The organism is Kosakonia oryzendophytica (genome assembly GCF_027886705.1).
Taxonomy (GTDB): domain Bacteria; phylum Pseudomonadota; class Gammaproteobacteria; order Enterobacterales; family Enterobacteriaceae; genus Kosakonia; species Kosakonia oryzendophytica.
This window is the reverse complement of record NZ_CP115659.1, coordinates 3163512-3179998: the sequence shown is the minus strand read 5'-3', so window position 1 is coordinate 3179998 and position 16487 is coordinate 3163512. Positions and strand designations below refer to the sequence as shown.

Below are 16487 nucleotides of genomic sequence, written 5' to 3'. Positions count from 1 at the left end.
AACCAGGATCTCTATGCCCGATAAGCACGGCGCCATCGGGCATTTTTCACCGGGTTTAACCAATCGTCATCAGACTGGCATTGCCCCCGGCTGCGGCGGTATTGACGCTGAGTGAACGCTCAACCCACAGACGCTCCAGCAGGAGATTGTTTTCCCCGCGGGCAAAACCCTGAACCGAAACGATCGCACCGTCACGCGCGGCAACGTTTTCACACAACGATATCAGTTGATCGGAATCGCCGTGGAAAATTACGGCATCGAAGGCCTGTGCCATCAGCACGTCCGCTTTGGCAAACTGGATCCGCTGGCTGACACTTGCCGGCAGTGATTTCGCCAGATCCCGGTGTAATGCATCGTCCGTCCACAGCAACTGGCTGCCACAGGCGATCACTGCCGCCAGTTGCACCAGCGCATCCTGTTCGTTATCCGCCACGCAGAGTACCCGCTCGCGTGGAGCCAGCGTCCAGCTATTGCGCTCCCCGGTCGGGCCTTGTAACAGACGTTGTGTGCCTGTTTGCGCCAGCTCGCCAAACTGGCGGCACTGTTGTAGCAGCGCCGGCCGATCTTTTGCCCATGCGGTCAGGTCTTCCAACGGTTGCGCCAGCACAGCCTTCAATTGAGCATCCACCGGGAACTGCGCATCATGGCGCGCCAGCGTTTTCTGTACCGCATTTTCCGGGCGATGGCTCAGTAAACGGTAGAGATAGAGTGGCCCGCCGGCTTTTGGACCGGTTCCGGATAAGCCTTCACCGCCAAACGGCTGCACGCCGACCACCGCGCCCACCATATTGCGGTTAACATAGAGGTTGCCGACATGCGCGCTACCTGTGACCTGGGCGATGGTCTCATCAATACGCGTGTGCACTCCGAGAGTCAGGCCGTAGCCGGAAGCGTTAATCTGGTCGATCAACTGCCCTAACTGATGACGGCGGTAACGCACCACATGCAGCACCGGCCCGAAGATCTCTTTTTTCAGCTCGTCAAAACTCTCCAGCTCAATCAGCGTGGGGGCAACGAAGGTGCCGGTGCGCCATTCGCGGGCATCTTCACTGTTTTCACGCACCGCCTGGAATACCGGGCGGCCTTTTGCCCGCATCGCCTGGATGTGTTTATCAATATTCTCTTTTGCCTCGGCATCAATCACCGGCCCAATGTCGGTGGTCAAACGACCGGGGTTACCCATCCGGCATTCCGCCATCGCACCGCGCAGCATGGTCAGCGTATGGTCGGCGATGTCGTCTTGCAGGCAGAGCACGCGCAGGGCAGAGCAGCGTTGACCGGCACTGTCGAACGCGGAAGCCAGCACATCGATCACCACCTGTTCCGTGAGCGCTGAAGAGTCAACGATCATCGCGTTCATGCCGCCGGTTTCCGCAATCAGTGGCGTCGGGCGACCTTGTGCATCGAGGCGGGTGGCGATATTGCGTTGCAGCAGCGTGGCGACGTCGGTTGAACCGGTAAACATGACACCGCGCACCCGCGTATCGGCAGTGAGCTGAGCGCCAACGGTCTCGCCGCGCCCCGGCAGCAGTTGCAGGACGCCAGCAGGCACACCCGCTTCCAGTAGGATCGCCACACCCTGCGCTGCGATCAACGGGGTTTGTTCTGCCGGTTTTGCCAGCACGCTGTTACCGGCTGCCAGTGCGGCGGCAATCTGCCCGGTGAAGATGGCCAGTGGGAAGTTCCACGGGCTGATGCAGACCACCGGCCCCAGCGGGCGGTGTGTCTCGTTGTCGAAATCTACGTTCACCTGCCCGGCGTAGTAGCGCAGGAAGTCGACAGCTTCACGTACTTCGGCGATGGCATTACTGAAGGTTTTGCCGGATTCACGCACCAGGATGCCAATCAACTGCTGCATCTGATCTTCCATCAGTACCGCTGCGCGCTCAAGAATGGCAGCGCGCTCCTGCGGCGGAGTGGCAAACCAGATGGGGGCATGGCTGACGGCGTTCTCCAGCGCCTGATTAACGTGGGTTTCGCTGGCTTCAACGACGTAACCCACAATATCTTTCGGCTCGGCCGGGTTAATCACTGGCTGCGGTTCACCCTCCGTGATCGTGTGTTCCAGCATCGGGCGGGCGTACCATTTTTGCGCGGCGCTGTTGAGCAGCGCGGAGGAGAGAGAGGCCAGGCGGTGTTCATTCGCCAGATCCAGCCCGGCAGAGTTGATCCGCCCTTCGCCATATAAGGCGCGGGGCAGGGCAATCTTCGGATGCGGCAGCCCGACGAGGCCCTCCTGCGCGGCGAGTTTTTCCACTTCGGCGACCGGATCCGCCACCAGGGCGTCCAGCGGCAGCGTGTTGTCGGCAATGCGGTTAACAAAAGAGGTGTTGGCACCGTTTTCCAGCAGACGGCGCACCAGGTAGGCTAGCAGCGTTTCATGGGTGCCGACCGGGGCATAAATGCGGCACGGGCGGTTGAGTTTGCCATCGGCTACTTTACCGACCACCTGTTCGTAGAGCGGTTCCCCCATGCCATGCAGGCACTGGAACTCATACTGTCCAGGATAGTAGTTCTGCCCGGCCAGTTGATAAATGGCCGCCAGCGTATGGGCGTTGTGGGTCGCGAACTGAGGGTAGATCAGGTTCGGCACCGCCAGTAATTTCTTGGCGCAGGCGAGGTAGGAAACATCGGTGTAGACCTTACGGGTGTAGACCGGATAACCTTCCAGCCCTTCCATTTGCGCACGCTTAATTTCACTGTCCCAGTAAGCGCCTTTTACCAGACGGATCATCAACCGGCGACGGCTGCGGGTGGCTAAATCTGTCAGGTAGTCAATCACAAACGGGCAGCGTTTCTGGTAGGCCTGGATCACGAACCCGATGCCGTTCCAGCCGGCCAGTTCCGGTTCAAAGCAGAGTTTTTCCAGCAGATCGAGGGAGATTTCCAGACGATCGGCCTCTTCGGCATCGATATTGATGCCAATATCATACTGGCGCGCCAGCAGTGTCAGCGATTTCAGGCGTGGGTAAAGTTCGTCCATCACCCGATCGTACTGCGCGCGGCTGTAACGCGGATGCAGTGCGGAGAGTTTAATGGAGATGCCCGGCCCTTCATAAATGCCGCGTCCGTTGGAGGCTTTTCCAATCGCGTTAATCGCCTGCTGGTAAGAGACCATATAGGCCTGCGCATCGGCGGCGGTCAGCGCGGCTTCGCCGAGCATGTCGTAGGAGTAGCGGAAACCTTTCTCTTCCAGTTTTCGCGCATTCGCCAGCGCTTCAGCGATGGTTTCACCGGTGACAAATTGCTCACCCATCAGACGCATCGCCATATCAACCCCTTTGCGGATCAGCGGCTCGCCGCTTTTGCCGATAATACGGTTCAACGCGTGGGAGAGGTTGGCTTCGTTATGTGTGGAGACCAGACGACCGGTAAACAGTAATCCCCAGGTGGCGGCGTTAACGAACAGCGATGGACTGCGGCCGATATGGGATTGCCAGTTACCGTTACTGATTTTGTCGCGGATCAGTGCATCACGTGTGGCTTTGTCCGGAATACGTAACAGCGCTTCAGCCAGGCACATCAGCGCCACACCTTCTTGTGAAGAGAGGGAGAACTCTTGCAACAGGCTTTGCACCATACCCGCACGCCCGGATGCCGTTTTCTGATTACGGAGTTTTTCGGCTAACTGATAAGCGAGTTTATGGGCTCTCTCGGCCACCGGCTGCGGCAGTCGGGCCTGTTCCAGCAACATTGGCACGGCATCGGTTTCCGCCCAGCGCCAGGCTCTGGTAATGGCCGCTCGGGAAACAGATTGCGGCAGGATCTGCTCGGCGAAGTCAAGGAACGGCTGGTGGCTCTCGTCCATGGCCAGGTTCGGCTCTTCATCCTGCGCGCCACTGCTTTGTGCACCGGCCAGTTCAGGCAGCACTTCATTGCTTTCCAGCTTTTCCAGGTAATTGAAAATGGCTTGCTTAATCAGCCAGTGCGGCGTGCGGTCAATAGTGGCTGCTGCGGCTTTGATCCTTTCGCGTGTTGCGTCATCAAGCTTGACCCCCATGGTGGTGGTGCCCATGCTTTGCTCCTGTTTTTTACGTTGTTTTGCGGTTCAGGCTGAAATATCCACCATGTTGCAACTTTGTGCAACCTTGTTAAATGTGACCGGGTTGGCAACGTAGAAAATGACTGAAATGTTAATTACCAGTAACAGGGAATGGCGGCCAGGATTTTACTGTCGACCCAGGTTTTATGCGGTGCGTAACACTTTTTTAAGGTGCAACCTTGAAAAGTGTGACACAGTGCAACCTATCGCGAAATCTTATTAAGCACAGGATGAATTTGATGTAAATGCTGTGTTAAAACAATTGTGAATAAGCGAGCCTTCCGGCAGGATACGGTCGCCGCAAACGACAAGTACGCACCACCACCCCGTTCCGGTGATGGATAAAAACGGCAAACAAGACAGTTGCCGACAAGAATTCTGGAGACCTTTTAATGGCAATTAGCACACCGATGCTGGTGACCTTTCTTATTTATATCTTTGGCATGATATTGATTGGGTTCATCGCCTGGCGTTCGACGAAAAACTTTGACGACTATATTCTCGGCGGTCGTCGCCTTGGGGCACTGGTGACGGCGCTGTCTGCCGGGGCCTCGGATATGAGCGGCTGGCTGCTGATGGGCTTGCCGGGTGCGATTTTTATTTCCGGTATTTCCGAAAGCTGGATTGCCATCGGCTTGACCCTGGGCGCATGGATCAACTGGAAACTGGTAGCAGGCCGTCTGCGTGTTCACACCGAAGCAAACAATAACGCACTGACATTGCCGGATTATTTTACTGGCCGTTTTGAAGATAAAAGCCGCCTGCTGCGTATTATTTCGGCGGTGGTGATCCTCGTGTTCTTCACGATTTATTGTGCGTCCGGGATTGTGGCGGGCGCGCGTCTGTTCGAAAGCACCTTCGGCATGAGCTACGAAACGGCGCTGTGGGCCGGCGCGGCAGCGACAATCATCTACACCTTTATTGGCGGCTTCCTGGCGATTAGCTGGACCGATACGGTGCAGGCCAGCTTGATGATTTTTGCCCTGATCCTGACACCGGTCATTGTGATTATTGCTGTCGGCGGTTTTGGTGACTCGCTGGACGTTATCAGACAGAAAAGCCTTGAAAATGTCGATATGCTCAAGGGGTTAAATTTTGTCGCTATTCTGTCGCTGATGGGATGGGGCCTGGGCTACTTCGGGCAACCACATATTCTGGCGCGCTTTATGGCGGCGGATTCCCACCACACCATTGTGCATGCCCGTCGCATTAGCATGACGTGGATGATCCTGTGCCTTGGCGGCGCGGTTGCTGTCGGCTTCTTCGGTATTGCCTATTTCAGCAACAACCCGTCTGTCGCGGGTGCGGTGAATCAGAACGCCGAACGTGTGTTTATTGAACTGGCACAGTTGCTGTTTAACCCGTGGATTGCGGGGGTACTGTTGTCGGCGATCCTCGCGGCGGTGATGTCGACGCTAAGCTGCCAGCTGCTGGTGTGCTCAAGCGCGATTACCGAAGATTTCTACAAGGCTTTTCTGCGTAAAGGCGCGAGCCAGACTGAGCTGGTTTGGGTAGGGCGTGCCATGGTGCTGCTGGTGGCGTTGATTGCCATTGCGCTGGCAGCCAATCCGGAAAACCGTGTACTTGGACTGGTAAGCTATGCCTGGGCCGGCTTTGGTGCTGCGTTTGGCCCGGTCGTGCTGTTCTCGGTGATGTGGCCGCGTATGACGCGTAACGGTGCATTGGCGGGGATGGTGATTGGCGCCGTGACGGTGCTGGTGTGGAAACAGTATGCGTGGCTGGGTCTGTACGAAATCATCCCGGGCTTTATTTTCGGCAGCATCGGCATTGTGGTGTTCAGTCTGTTGGGCAAAGCGCCTTCTGCGGCCATGCAGCAGCGTTTTGCTGAAGCAGACGCGCATTACCGCTCTGCGCCGCCGTCCCGTTTACAGGCGGAGTAACGCTGGTTGCACGAAAAAACCCGCTTCGGCGGGTTTTTTTATTGCTAAAGCAATGTAATTACGCTGATATCTCACCACAAATAACAATGAGGATAGCAACATGAAGTTAAAGACAGGATTCACTGCACTGGTGATGGCGGGTGTACTGGCTGGGTGCGTGGCACCTGCACCGAAACCGGTGGCTACAGCGGCGATACAAAGCTGTAAAGCGGATAACCAAATGCAGCAAACGACGCTCTATTTCGGTTTAAGTCGCCCGGCGGGGAAAGCGATCACCGGTCAGGAGTGGCAGCAATTTGTTGATGGTGATGTCACGCCGCGTTTTCGCGAGGGGTTGACGGTATTTGATGCGCATGGACAGTGGTTGGGCAACGACGGGAAGGTCGCGCGTGAAGAGAGTAAAGCGTTAATGCTGATCCACGGTACTGATGCGCAAAGCGAGGCGAAAATCGAAGCGCTACGCGGCATTTACAAATCACGTTTTGCCCAGGAATCGGTGATGCGTGTCGATCAGCCGGTTTGCGTTCAGTTTTAATAAAAATCCCTCTCCCGCAGGAGAGGGAATACACTCAGAGCACGAGGCCCGCAAATGCAGCGGACAGCAGGCTCACCAGCGTTGCGCCGTAAACCAGACGCAGGCCGAAACGGGAAACGGCGTTGCCTTGTGGCTCGTTCAGACCCTTAATCGCACCGGCAACAATGCCGATAGAGGCAAAGTTGGCAAACGACACCAGGAAGACTGAGAGGATACCCAGCCCGCGCGGCGACATTTCTGCGGCAATTTTTTGCAGTTCGATCATTGCCACAAATTCGTTCGCCACCAGTTTGGTTGCCATAATACTGCCCGCATGCAGCGCATCGCTCAGCGGGATGCCGATAAGCCAGGCCAGCGGATAGAACACATAGCCGAGGATCTGCTGGAAGCTGATGCCGAACAGTGCGCTGAAGAGCGCATTGATTGCGCTGATTAACGCAATAAAGCCGATCAGCATCGCCAGAATGATCATCGCCACTTTAAAACCAGCCAGAATATACTCGCCGAGCATCTCAAAGAAACTTTGCGATTCGTGGAGTTTTTCCAGTTTGATTTCAGCTTCTGCTTCCGGGCGTGTCGGGTTAATGACCGACAGCACAATAAAAGTGCTGAACATATTGAGGATCAATGCCGCAACAACATATTTGGCATCCAGCATGGTCATATATGCCCCCACGATGGACAGCGACACCGTCGACATGGCCGTGGCGGCCATAGTGAACAGGCGGCGTGAGGAGAGGTCTGACAGTATCCCTTTATAGGCAATGAAGTTTTCTGACTGACCGAGGATCAGTGAACTGACGGCATTAAAGGACTCCAGCTTGCCCATGCCATTCAGTTTCGATAGCAGCGTGCCAATCAGACGAATAAAAATGGGCAGAATACGCCAGTGCTGCAAAATACCAATCAACGCGGAAATAAACACGATAGGGCATAAGACGCCCAGGAAAATAAAGGCTAACCCTTTTTCGCTCATACCCCCGAAAACAAAACCCGTGCCTTGCCCAGCAAATTTCAGCAGGGCTTCAAAGAAACCGGAAACATAGTTAATCAGCGTCAGGCCACTCTGGGCATGTAAAAAAAACCATGCCAGTGCGAACTCAATGACAATCAGTTGCAGAATAAAACGGATGCGGATTTGTCGGCGGTCGAAACTGACCAGCCAGGCCAGCGCAAGGATCACCACTAACGCCAGCAGAAAGTGCAGAAAATTGATCATATCTCTAAAGGGGCAGGTAAACAGGACGTTTATTTAGCCATAGCGGCGGCGTGCGGTAAATACAAAGTTAACGATTTGTAAGCTAAGTTTTTGCAGTATTTCAACCACTTCTGCATAAAGCGCCGGCCCGGTAGTTAGTCTGCTCTGCGTTTACATCTGGTTATCATTCTCATCATTTTTCGCTTGAGTTTCTGTTCGCCGTAATGATAATCACTATCAAACGAATTTACTTTTCTTTGCAACCACTGACTGCGCATGACATTAGGGGCGTTCTCCATGTTTGTTCCATTTCTCATTATGTTACGTGAAGGCCTCGAAGCGGCGTTGATCGTTAGCCTCATCGCCAGCTACCTCAAACGTACGCATCGGGGGCGCTGGATTGGCGTGATGTGGCTGGGTGTGTTCCTCGCTTCGGCTCTGTGTCTTGGCCTGGGCATTGCCATTAACGCAACCACGGGAGAGTTTCCGCAGCGAGAGCAGGAACTGTTTGAAGGAATTGTTGCGGTGATTGCCGTTGTGATCCTCACCTGGATGGTGTTCTGGATGCGTAAAGTGTCGCGTAACGTCAAAGTGCAACTGGAGCAGGCGGTAGATAACGCACTGGCGCGCAGCAACAACCATGGCTGGGCGCTGATCATGATGGTCTTTTTCGCCGTGGCGCGTGAAGGACTGGAGTCGGTATTTTTCCTGCTGGCCGCATTCCAACAGGATGTGGGCATATGGCCGCCCGTCGGCGCGATACTCGGTCTTGCGACGGCAGTGGTGCTCGGTTTTCTGCTCTACTGGGGCGGTATTCGTCTCAATTTGGGCGCGTTTTTCAAATGGACCAGCCTGTTTATTCTGCTGGTTGCCGCAGGGCTGGCTGCCGGTGCGATTCGCGCCTTCCATGAAGCCGGTCTGTGGAATCATTTCCAGGATGTGGCCTTCGATTTAAGCAACGTTCTGACCACGCATTCACTCACTGGCACTTTGCTGGAGGGGATCTTCGGCTATCAGGAAACACCGAGCGTGAGCGAAGTGTTCATCTATTTCCTCTATTTGATCCCGGCGCTGCTGCTGTTTTTTATGCCACCACGCGCCGGTTCGCAGCCTTCCAGGGCTGCACCGTAATCTCGCTTATTGGTTGCTGTAGTTACAACATACTTATTTAAGGGAAGGGTCATGGCAATTCATTTTCGTCGTAATGCATTACAGGTAGGGATCGCCGCACTGTTTTCTTGCGCTTTCGCGGCACAGGCCGCGGATGTACCGCAGGTGAAAGTGACGGTCACGGACAAACAGTGTGAACCGATGAACCTGACGGTGAACGTCGGTAAAACACAGTTTGTGATCGTTAACCATAGCCAGAAAGCGCTGGAGTGGGAGATCCTCAAAGGTGTAATGGTGGTGGAAGAGCGTGAAAACATTGCGCCGGGCTTTAGCCAGAAACTGACGGCTAACCTGCAACCGGGTGAATATGACATGACCTGCGGTCTGTTAACCAACCCGAAAGGCAAGCTGATAGTGAAGGGCGAAGCCACTGCCGATGCGGCAAAAGGTGAAGCGCTGCTGAGCCTCAGCACGGCGATTGCCGACTATAAAGCCTATGTGGTTGCGGAAACCGCTCAGCTTGTGACGGGTACCAAAGCCTTTACCGATGCCGTGAAAGCAGGGGATATCGAAAAAGCGAAAGCCCTGTATGCCCCGACCCGCCAACACTACGAGCGCATTGAGCCGATTGCTGAATTGTTCTCCGATCTGGATGGTAGCATTGACGCCCGTGAAGATGATTACGAGCATAAAGCCGCCGATCCGAAATTCACCGGTTTCCACCGTCTGGAAAAAGCCCTGTTTGGCGACAATAGCACCAAAGATATGGGCCATTATGCCGATCAGCTCTACACCGATGTGGCTGATTTGCAGACTCGCATCAATGAGCTGGCGTTCCCGCCATCTAAAGTGGTTGGCGGCGCAGCTGGGCTGATTGAAGAAGTAGCGGCGAGCAAAATCAGCGGTGAAGAAGATCGCTATAGCCACACGGATCTGTGGGACTTCCAGGCAAACGTCGACGGTGCGCAGAAAATTGTTGATCTGCTGCGTCCGCAGCTGCAAAAAGATAACGGTGAACTGCTGGCCAAAGTCGATGCCAACTTCAAAAAAGTGGACACTATTCTGGCGAAATACCGCACTAAAGATGGTTATGAAACGTATGACAAGCTGACCGATGCGGATCGCAATGCGCTGAAAGGGCCGATCACCACGCTTGCGGAAGATCTCGCACAATTACGCGGTGTGCTGGGACTGGATTAAACCATGAGTGAACATGATAACAGCGGCGTCAGTGAGCCTTCCCGGCGCCGTTTATTAAAAAGTATGGGCGCGCTGGGAGGCGCGCTTGCACTGGCAGGTGGATGCCCGGTCGCCCACGCGGCGAAACCGCAAAGCGCGCCAGGCACGCTGTCTCCTGATGCACGCAGTGAAAAACAGCCGTTCTTCGGTGCACATCAGGCCGGTATTTTAACGCCGCAGCAGGCCTCAATGATGCTGGTAGCATTTGATGTTCTGGCGACGGATAAAGCCGATCTTGAACGTTTGTTCCGCTTATTGACGCAGCGTATTGCTTTCCTTACCGCTGGCGGCCCGGCACCGGATACACCTAACCCGCGTTTGCCGCCGCTGGATTCCGGGATCCTGGGGTCGTACATCGCGGCGGACAATTTGACGGTGACGGTGTCCGTTGGGCAGTCGCTGTTTGATAAGCGCTTTGGTTTAAGCGCCTTGATGCCGAAAAAACTGCAAAAGATGGTGCGTTTCCCCAACGATTCTCTGGATGCCGCGTTATGCCATGGCGATCTGTTGCTCCAGATTTGCGCGAACACGCAAGATACGGTGATTCATGCGTTGCGCGATCTGATCAAACACACGCCGGACTTGCTTAGCGTGCGTTGGAAGCGGGAAGGGTTTATCTCCGATCATGCTGCGCGCAGTAAAGGAAAAGAGACACCCATAAATTTGCTGGGTTTTAAGGATGGCACCGCTAACCCGGACAGCAGTAACAACGCGCTGATGGACGAGGTGGTGTGGGTGACCAGCGATCAGGATGAGCCAGCCTGGGCGGTAGGCGGCAGCTATCAGGCGGTACGTATCATTCAGTTCCATGTGGAGTTTTGGGATCGTACGCCGCTGAAGGAGCAACAGACCATTTTCGGGCGTGATAAACATTCCGGTGCGCCGCTGGGTATGCAAAATGAACATGATGTCCCGGATTACGCCAGCGATCCGGACGGTGATGTGATTGCGCTCGACAGCCATATTCGTCTGGCAAATCCGCGTACCAAAGAGACGCAATCAAGCCTGATGATGCGCCGTGGATACAGCTACTCGCTCGGCGTAACTCACTCCGGGCAGTTGGATATGGGACTGTTGTTTGTCTGCTATCAGCACGATCTGGAAAAAGGTTTTCTTACGGTGCAAAAACGCCTGAATGGCGAGGCGCTTGAAGAGTATATTCGCCCGATTGGCGGCGGTTACTTCTTTGTGTTGCCGGGTGTGAAAGACACCAGTCGCTACCTTGCGCAATCTCTTCTCGAAGCGTAAAGATCCTATCCTGCCCGCTACCGGGCAGGATATTCTGTCATCTGTAGCATTCTGACATACTTTTTCTGCCATCCAGATATCATTTTTTCGTATTAGAAAGTATCTGTTATATTTCTGTAATATTCGTAGCAGACACTTTCTGCAACGACGCAGCGGTCTTGCACGTTATGGTTACGTAAAAATAATGTTGCAATGATGATAAGCTTTGATGTAATTAATTAAAGCGTTGAGACCCTGCGGTGATGACGTCACCAGGAGATCGCGGATGGTTAGGTCCTGTAGCGGACAAACAAAAAGACCACGCAACAACCGGCACGGAGGTGCGACCTCCGGCAGCGATTTCTTCGCCCCTGAATTTTCCTCCTCATTTTTCATCTCTCTTTCCAACGATGTGACAGACGATGCTGTTGCCTGTTCTGCCACGTCATTTACAAAGGCAAGCCATGGCTTACAAGGAAGCCAACCCTCAGACGTTCGTGCGCATAATCGCGTCGCTAGTGGCGCGTGTGATGTAAACCAACAACTCAAGGTGCTATCCATGGGAAGACAAAAAGCAGTGATCAAAGCTCGTCGTGAAGCGAAACGCGTGCTGAGACGTGATTCACGCAGTCATAAACAACGTGAAGAAGAGTCGGTCACCTCGCTTGTGCAGATGAGTGGCGTAGAAGCAATTGGCATGGCGCGGGACAGCCGTGATACTTCTCCAATTGCTGCTCGCAACGAAGCTCAGGAGCACTACCTGAATGCTATCGAGAGTAAACAACTGATCTTCGCAACTGGCGAAGCCGGATGCGGTAAAACCTGGATCAGCGCGGCGAAAGCGGCGGAGGCTCTGATCCATAAGGACGTGGAGAGGATAATTGTGACCCGGCCGGTCCTGCAAGCCGATGAAGATCTTGGCTTCTTACCCGGCGACATCTCGGAGAAGTTCGCGCCTTATTTCCGGCCCGTCTATGATGTGCTGTTGAAACGCTTGGGTGCGTCCTTTATGCAATACTGCCTGAGACCAGAGATCGGTAAGGTGGAGATCGCGCCGTTCGCCTATATGCGTGGACGTACCTTTGAAAATGCGGTGGTCATTCTTGATGAGGCCCAGAATGTCACGGCTGCGCAAATGAAAATGTTTTTAACGCGCCTCGGGGAAAACGTGACCGTCATCGTCAATGGTGATATTACCCAGTGTGACTTGCCTTCCGGCGTGAAGTCGGGTCTGAGCGATGCACTGGCGCGTTTTGAGGAAGACGAGATGATTGGTATCGTACGCTTTAACAAAGATGATTGCGTACGTTCTGCACTCTGTCAGCGCACGCTGAAAGCCTACGATTAATACCCTTATCTAACCCAAAAGCCCGGTCTGCTTCAGCAATACCGGGCTTTTGCTTGTCACCCCTAAACCACCTCCTGGGGAGGTGGTGATTGATCCTGTAAGGCTATAGCCTGAAGAATGCCCATGCCGGAATATCTCTGCTTACTCACCACAAGTAAAAGGAGACAAACCGACATGGGGCTTTACAGGAGTTCATCACATGTATATTGGCGTTGTAAATACCACATAGTCTGGACGCCTAAGTACCGTTTCAGAATCCTGAAAGATAAGTTGGGCAAGGAACTTTACAGGACAATCTACATTCTCTGCGGAATAAAGGATTGTGAGGTTCTGGAGCTAAATGTTCAGCCAGATCATGTACATCTGGTCGTAATAGTCCCGCCGAAAATCTCGATATCAACTCTAATGGGGCATCTGAAAGGTCGCAGCGCAATCAGACTCTACAATCGTTTCCCACACATAAGAAAGAAGCTATGGGGCAACCACTTTTGGTCACGTGGCTACTTTGTAGATACTGTCGTTGTGAACGAGGAAATTATCAGACGATATGTGAGGCATCAGGAGAAAACGGAACAAATACATGAACAGCAAATGGAATTGCTAGAGTAGTAAGCGGAAAGTGACAATAGCCCCCCTTACAGGGGGCATTCTCAAAAGCCACCTTCTAAGAAGGTGGTCTTTTACTTTATTCCCCCCTGGAATTTGCCTTCCCCATTCATAAAGTATGCCTGGTCCTACGCCGATAACCGTTGAGGCGTTTGTCGCGCCCCACGTTTATTGTTTTTTGGGTAAGGATATCAACCAATGAAATCTCTTTTTACGCTTTCCGCGCTCGTGCTTTTCCTCACGCTGGCAGGCTGTAGTAATAAGCCGTTACCGCCGACTGAAAAAGTGGTGAAAACCACGGTTATTAAAGCTGACAATGGTTCCACACTGAAGATTGATGGTTATGAGCAATTAAAAACGGACTTCCATAAGCCAACCGATACCGCACTGCGTTACATCACTCGAAGTGATACCAGCAAAGTGGTGGCTCTCAAGACACTGAGCTTTATTGCCGGGGCATTTGCGGGCGGTGCGCAGGAGAGCGGATTTACGAAATATGAACTGGTTGGGACGCCCATTACCACGTTGTCTAACCCGTCTGTGACGTATTTCAGTGAAGAGATGGAGAAGTCGCTGAAATCTTCGGTCGCAGAAAAAGCGGCTGGCCAGTTACAAAATCCGATTGAGATCCGGCCTTATGTCTGGATGCTGGTTTACGAAAATCTGTCTGGCGGGGAAAACTTTGAGCTGCACTATTCCACTGTCATCACGCGCAGCAAAGATCACCCGACGAAAAAATATGATGTCGCCAGCCTGAACTGTACGCCAGAGCCGATTAAGGCACCGCTTGCAGAATGGGAAGCCAATAATTATCAGAAGGTTAATGAGGTGACGCGCAACTATATGGCCCGTTGCTTGCGGGATTTCAATGAAACCAAAGATCAGTTTTTACAGTAAGGGTTAGGAAAGCGTACTTCGTGGGAAGTACTCTCTACAAACCGGGTAGGGTGAGTCCGTTCTGAGGTCTGATAAAGAGAAGGGCAGGTTTCGGGGCGGGGGGCTCATCCCCCCGGTTCGGGAGGATATAAAAGAAAAAAGCCCGTACTTTCATACAGGCTCTTATCTGAAATGATGGCGGTGAGGGGGGGATTGACTCGCTGCGCTCGCCCTGCGGGCAGCTTCCTCGCAGGCTCGTCATCTGTCCAACGGGCAGTTGCCCGTTGTCGACCCCCGGTCGGGCGTTCTCATCCCCCCGGTTCGGGAGGATATAAAAGAAAAAAGCCCGTACTTTCGTACAGGCTCTTATCTGAAATGATGGCGGTGAGGGGGGGATTCGAACCCCCGATACGTTGCCGTATACACACTTTCCAGGCGTGCTCCTTCAGCCACTCGGACACCTCACCACATTGTCTTGCTGCCACCCTCTTAGGGGGCAACGGGGCGCTACTATAGGGAGTTGAACGAAAACGGTCAAGCAGATTTTCCGCTTTGCGGATTGTTCGCTTAAGGTATGAGCAATGCGAGGTGCGACGCTGGTCATAAGGCTATTTGTGAAGCGAAAACCAGGCCATTCACGGGCCGGTTAAGGTGAAACGTCTTCAGGCATGATGGGGCAGGCAGGTTGCGGGAGGGGGGATTGACTCGCTTCGCTCGCCCTGCGGGCAGCTTCCTCGCAGGCTCGTCATCTGTCCAACGGGCAGTTGCCCGTTGTCGACCCCCGGTCGGGCGTTCTCATCCCCCCGGTTCGGGAGGATGTAAAAGAAAAAAGCCCGTACTTTCGTACAGGCTCTTATCTGAAATGATGGCGGTGAGGGGGGGATTGACTCGCTTCGCTCGCCCTGCGGGCAGCTTCCTCGCAGGCTCGTCATCTGTCCAACGGGCAGTTGCCCGTTGTCGACCCCCGGTCGGGCGTTCTCATCCCCCTGGTTCAGGAGGATATAAAAGAAAAAAGCCCGTACTTTCGTACAGGCTCTTATCTGAAATGATGGCGGTGAGGGGGGGATTCGAACCCCCGATACGTTGCCGTATACACACTTTCCAGGCGTGCTCCTTCAGCCACTCGGACACCTCACCACATTGTCATCCCGTTATTAACGGGACGGGCGCTAATGTAGGGAAAACCACGAAAGCCGTCAATCTTCTTTTTCAATAAATTAACGCGTTTAGACAAACTTCAAACAACATGCTTCTTAAACATCCTGAAATCGCTTTTTTTCTCGGCACAGGAGTTTCTCCGCGCTGCTCAGGAGAAATTTGTTATGCTGCTTTCCTCATAAAATCATACACAACAGCGCCGCGAATGATGCGGATACCCCACAACATGTTCTGGAGTTGATATGGACATTATCTTTTATCACCCCTCTTTTGATCACCACTACTGGCTGGGCGCAATAAGAAAGGCGTTGCCACAGGCTAACATTCGCGCCTGGACAAAAGGGGATAATGCGCCCGCAGACTATGCGTTGGTTTGGCACCCCCCCGTCGACATGCTAAAAGGGCGCAAACTGAAAGGGGTTTTCGCACTTGGCGCCGGGGTGGATTCTATTCTGGGTCAGCTTAAAGCCCACCCGGAAATGCTGGCAGAATCGATACCGTTGTTTCGGCTGGAAGATACCGGCATGGGCCTGCAGATGCAGGAGTATGCGGTGAGTCAGGTGCTGCATTGGTTCCGTCGCTTTGATGATTACCAGCAATTGAAGCTGCAAGCGAAATGGCAACCGCTTGATGAATATCGACGTGAAGATTTCACCATTGGCGTTCTTGGGGCTGGTGTGCTGGGGGGTAAGGTTGCGGAAAGCCTTCTTGCATGGGGGTTCCCACTGCGCTGCTGGAGTCGAAGCCGAAAATCACTGCCCGGTGTAACAAGTTTTGCGGGTGTGGCTGAATTGGGGGATTTTTTGCACGGTACGCGAGTTCTGATTAACCTGCTGCCGAACACACCAGAAACGGCGGGGATCATCAATCATGCGTTGATCGAGCAACTGGCAGACGAAAGTTATGTTATGAACCTGGCGCGTGGCGTCCATCTGGTCGAGAAGGATCTGTTGCAGGCACTGAATAATGGCAAACTGAAAGGGGCAATGCTGGATGTGTTTAATCAGGAGCCGCTACCCGCGAACAATCCGTTATGGGCGCATCCGCGCGTGGCAATGACACCGCATATAGCTGCCGTAACCCGCCCGGACGAGGCGATTGCCTTTATTACGCATACAATCTTGCAACTTGAGCAAGGTCTGCCAGTCACCGGGCTTGTTGATCGGCAGCGCGGCTATTGATGACATACCCGGTAACGCCGGGTTTTCATTAAACTGCATAACGATAACTGCTATCCTTGCAGAAAT

At 53.6% G+C, this 16487-nt stretch carries 11 protein-coding genes and 2 tRNA genes; 9 read left to right on the top strand and 4 right to left on the bottom strand.

Annotation, left to right across the window (positions count from 1 at the left end; genetic code table 11):
• Positions 1–55: 55 nt before the first annotated feature.
• Entirely contained in the window at positions 56–4015 is a 3960-nt protein-coding gene (putA, locus tag O9K67_RS15405; RefSeq protein WP_271044603.1) for a trifunctional transcriptional regulator/proline dehydrogenase/L-glutamate gamma-semialdehyde dehydrogenase, read from the bottom strand.
• Between the two features lie 419 nt (positions 4016–4434).
• Between putA and putP the strand changes: the two genes are divergently transcribed.
• A complete protein-coding gene (gene putP / locus O9K67_RS15400) occupies positions 4435–5943 on the top strand; it encodes a sodium/proline symporter PutP (RefSeq protein WP_061494808.1) in 1509 nt (502 codons plus the stop codon).
• Between the two features lie 100 nt (positions 5944–6043).
• Positions 6044–6478, top strand: a complete 435-nt coding sequence (locus O9K67_RS15395; protein ID WP_061494809.1) for a DUF3574 domain-containing protein — start codon at positions 6044–6046, stop codon at positions 6476–6478.
• 34 nt (positions 6479–6512) lie between these two features.
• Here the strand turns inward: O9K67_RS15395 and O9K67_RS15390 are convergent, their stop codons facing one another.
• Positions 6513–7697 (bottom strand): NupC/NupG family nucleoside CNT transporter, encoded by a 1185-nt coding sequence (locus O9K67_RS15390; protein ID WP_061494810.1) that lies wholly within the window; start codon positions 7695–7697, stop codon positions 6513–6515.
• A gap of 276 nt (positions 7698–7973) precedes the next feature.
• Here O9K67_RS15390 and efeU point away from each other — a divergent pair, with 276 nt between their 5' ends.
• The 6 genes from efeU (at position 7974) to O9K67_RS15360 (ending at position 14103) form a co-directional block, all read left to right on the top strand.
• Positions 7974–8807, top strand: coding sequence for an iron uptake transporter permease EfeU (efeU, locus tag O9K67_RS15385; RefSeq protein ID WP_061494811.1), 834 nt, complete (start codon positions 7974–7976; stop codon positions 8805–8807).
• A gap of 51 nt (positions 8808–8858) precedes the next feature.
• Positions 8859–9986, top strand: a complete 1128-nt coding sequence (gene efeO, locus O9K67_RS15380) for an iron uptake system protein EfeO (RefSeq protein WP_061494812.1) — start codon at positions 8859–8861, stop codon at positions 9984–9986.
• A gap of 3 nt (positions 9987–9989) precedes the next feature.
• Positions 9990–11273, top strand: coding sequence for an iron uptake transporter deferrochelatase/peroxidase subunit (gene efeB / locus O9K67_RS15375; protein WP_061494813.1), 1284 nt, complete (start codon positions 9990–9992; stop codon positions 11271–11273).
• A 538-nt stretch (positions 11274–11811) separates the two neighbouring features.
• Positions 11812–12600, top strand: a complete 789-nt coding sequence (gene phoH, locus O9K67_RS15370) for a phosphate starvation-inducible protein PhoH (RefSeq protein WP_061494814.1) — start codon at positions 11812–11814, stop codon at positions 12598–12600.
• A 174-nt stretch (positions 12601–12774) separates the two neighbouring features.
• Positions 12775–13209 carry an IS200/IS605 family transposase gene (gene tnpA, locus O9K67_RS15365; protein ID WP_061493626.1) on the top strand — a complete coding sequence of 145 codons (435 nt, stop codon included), beginning with the start codon at positions 12775–12777 and terminating at the stop codon, positions 13207–13209.
• A 195-nt stretch (positions 13210–13404) separates the two neighbouring features.
• The gene (locus O9K67_RS15360; RefSeq protein ID WP_061494815.1) at positions 13405–14103 is read left to right on the top strand and encodes a hypothetical protein; all 699 of its coding nucleotides are present in this window, start codon (positions 13405–13407) and stop codon (positions 14101–14103) included.
• Positions 14104–14461: 358 nt separating this feature from the next.
• Here the strand turns inward: O9K67_RS15360 and O9K67_RS15355 are convergent.
• Positions 14462–14549: transfer RNA gene (locus O9K67_RS15355), tRNA-Ser, on the bottom strand.
• Between the two features lie 582 nt (positions 14550–15131).
• Positions 15132–15219: transfer RNA gene (locus tag O9K67_RS15350), tRNA-Ser, on the bottom strand.
• Between the two features lie 263 nt (positions 15220–15482).
• On the opposite strand from O9K67_RS15350, the gene ghrA reads away from it, so the two are divergent.
• Positions 15483–16421, top strand: a complete 939-nt coding sequence (gene ghrA / locus O9K67_RS15345) for a glyoxylate/hydroxypyruvate reductase GhrA (protein ID WP_061494816.1) — start codon at positions 15483–15485, stop codon at positions 16419–16421.
• Positions 16422–16487 lie beyond the last annotated feature (66 nt).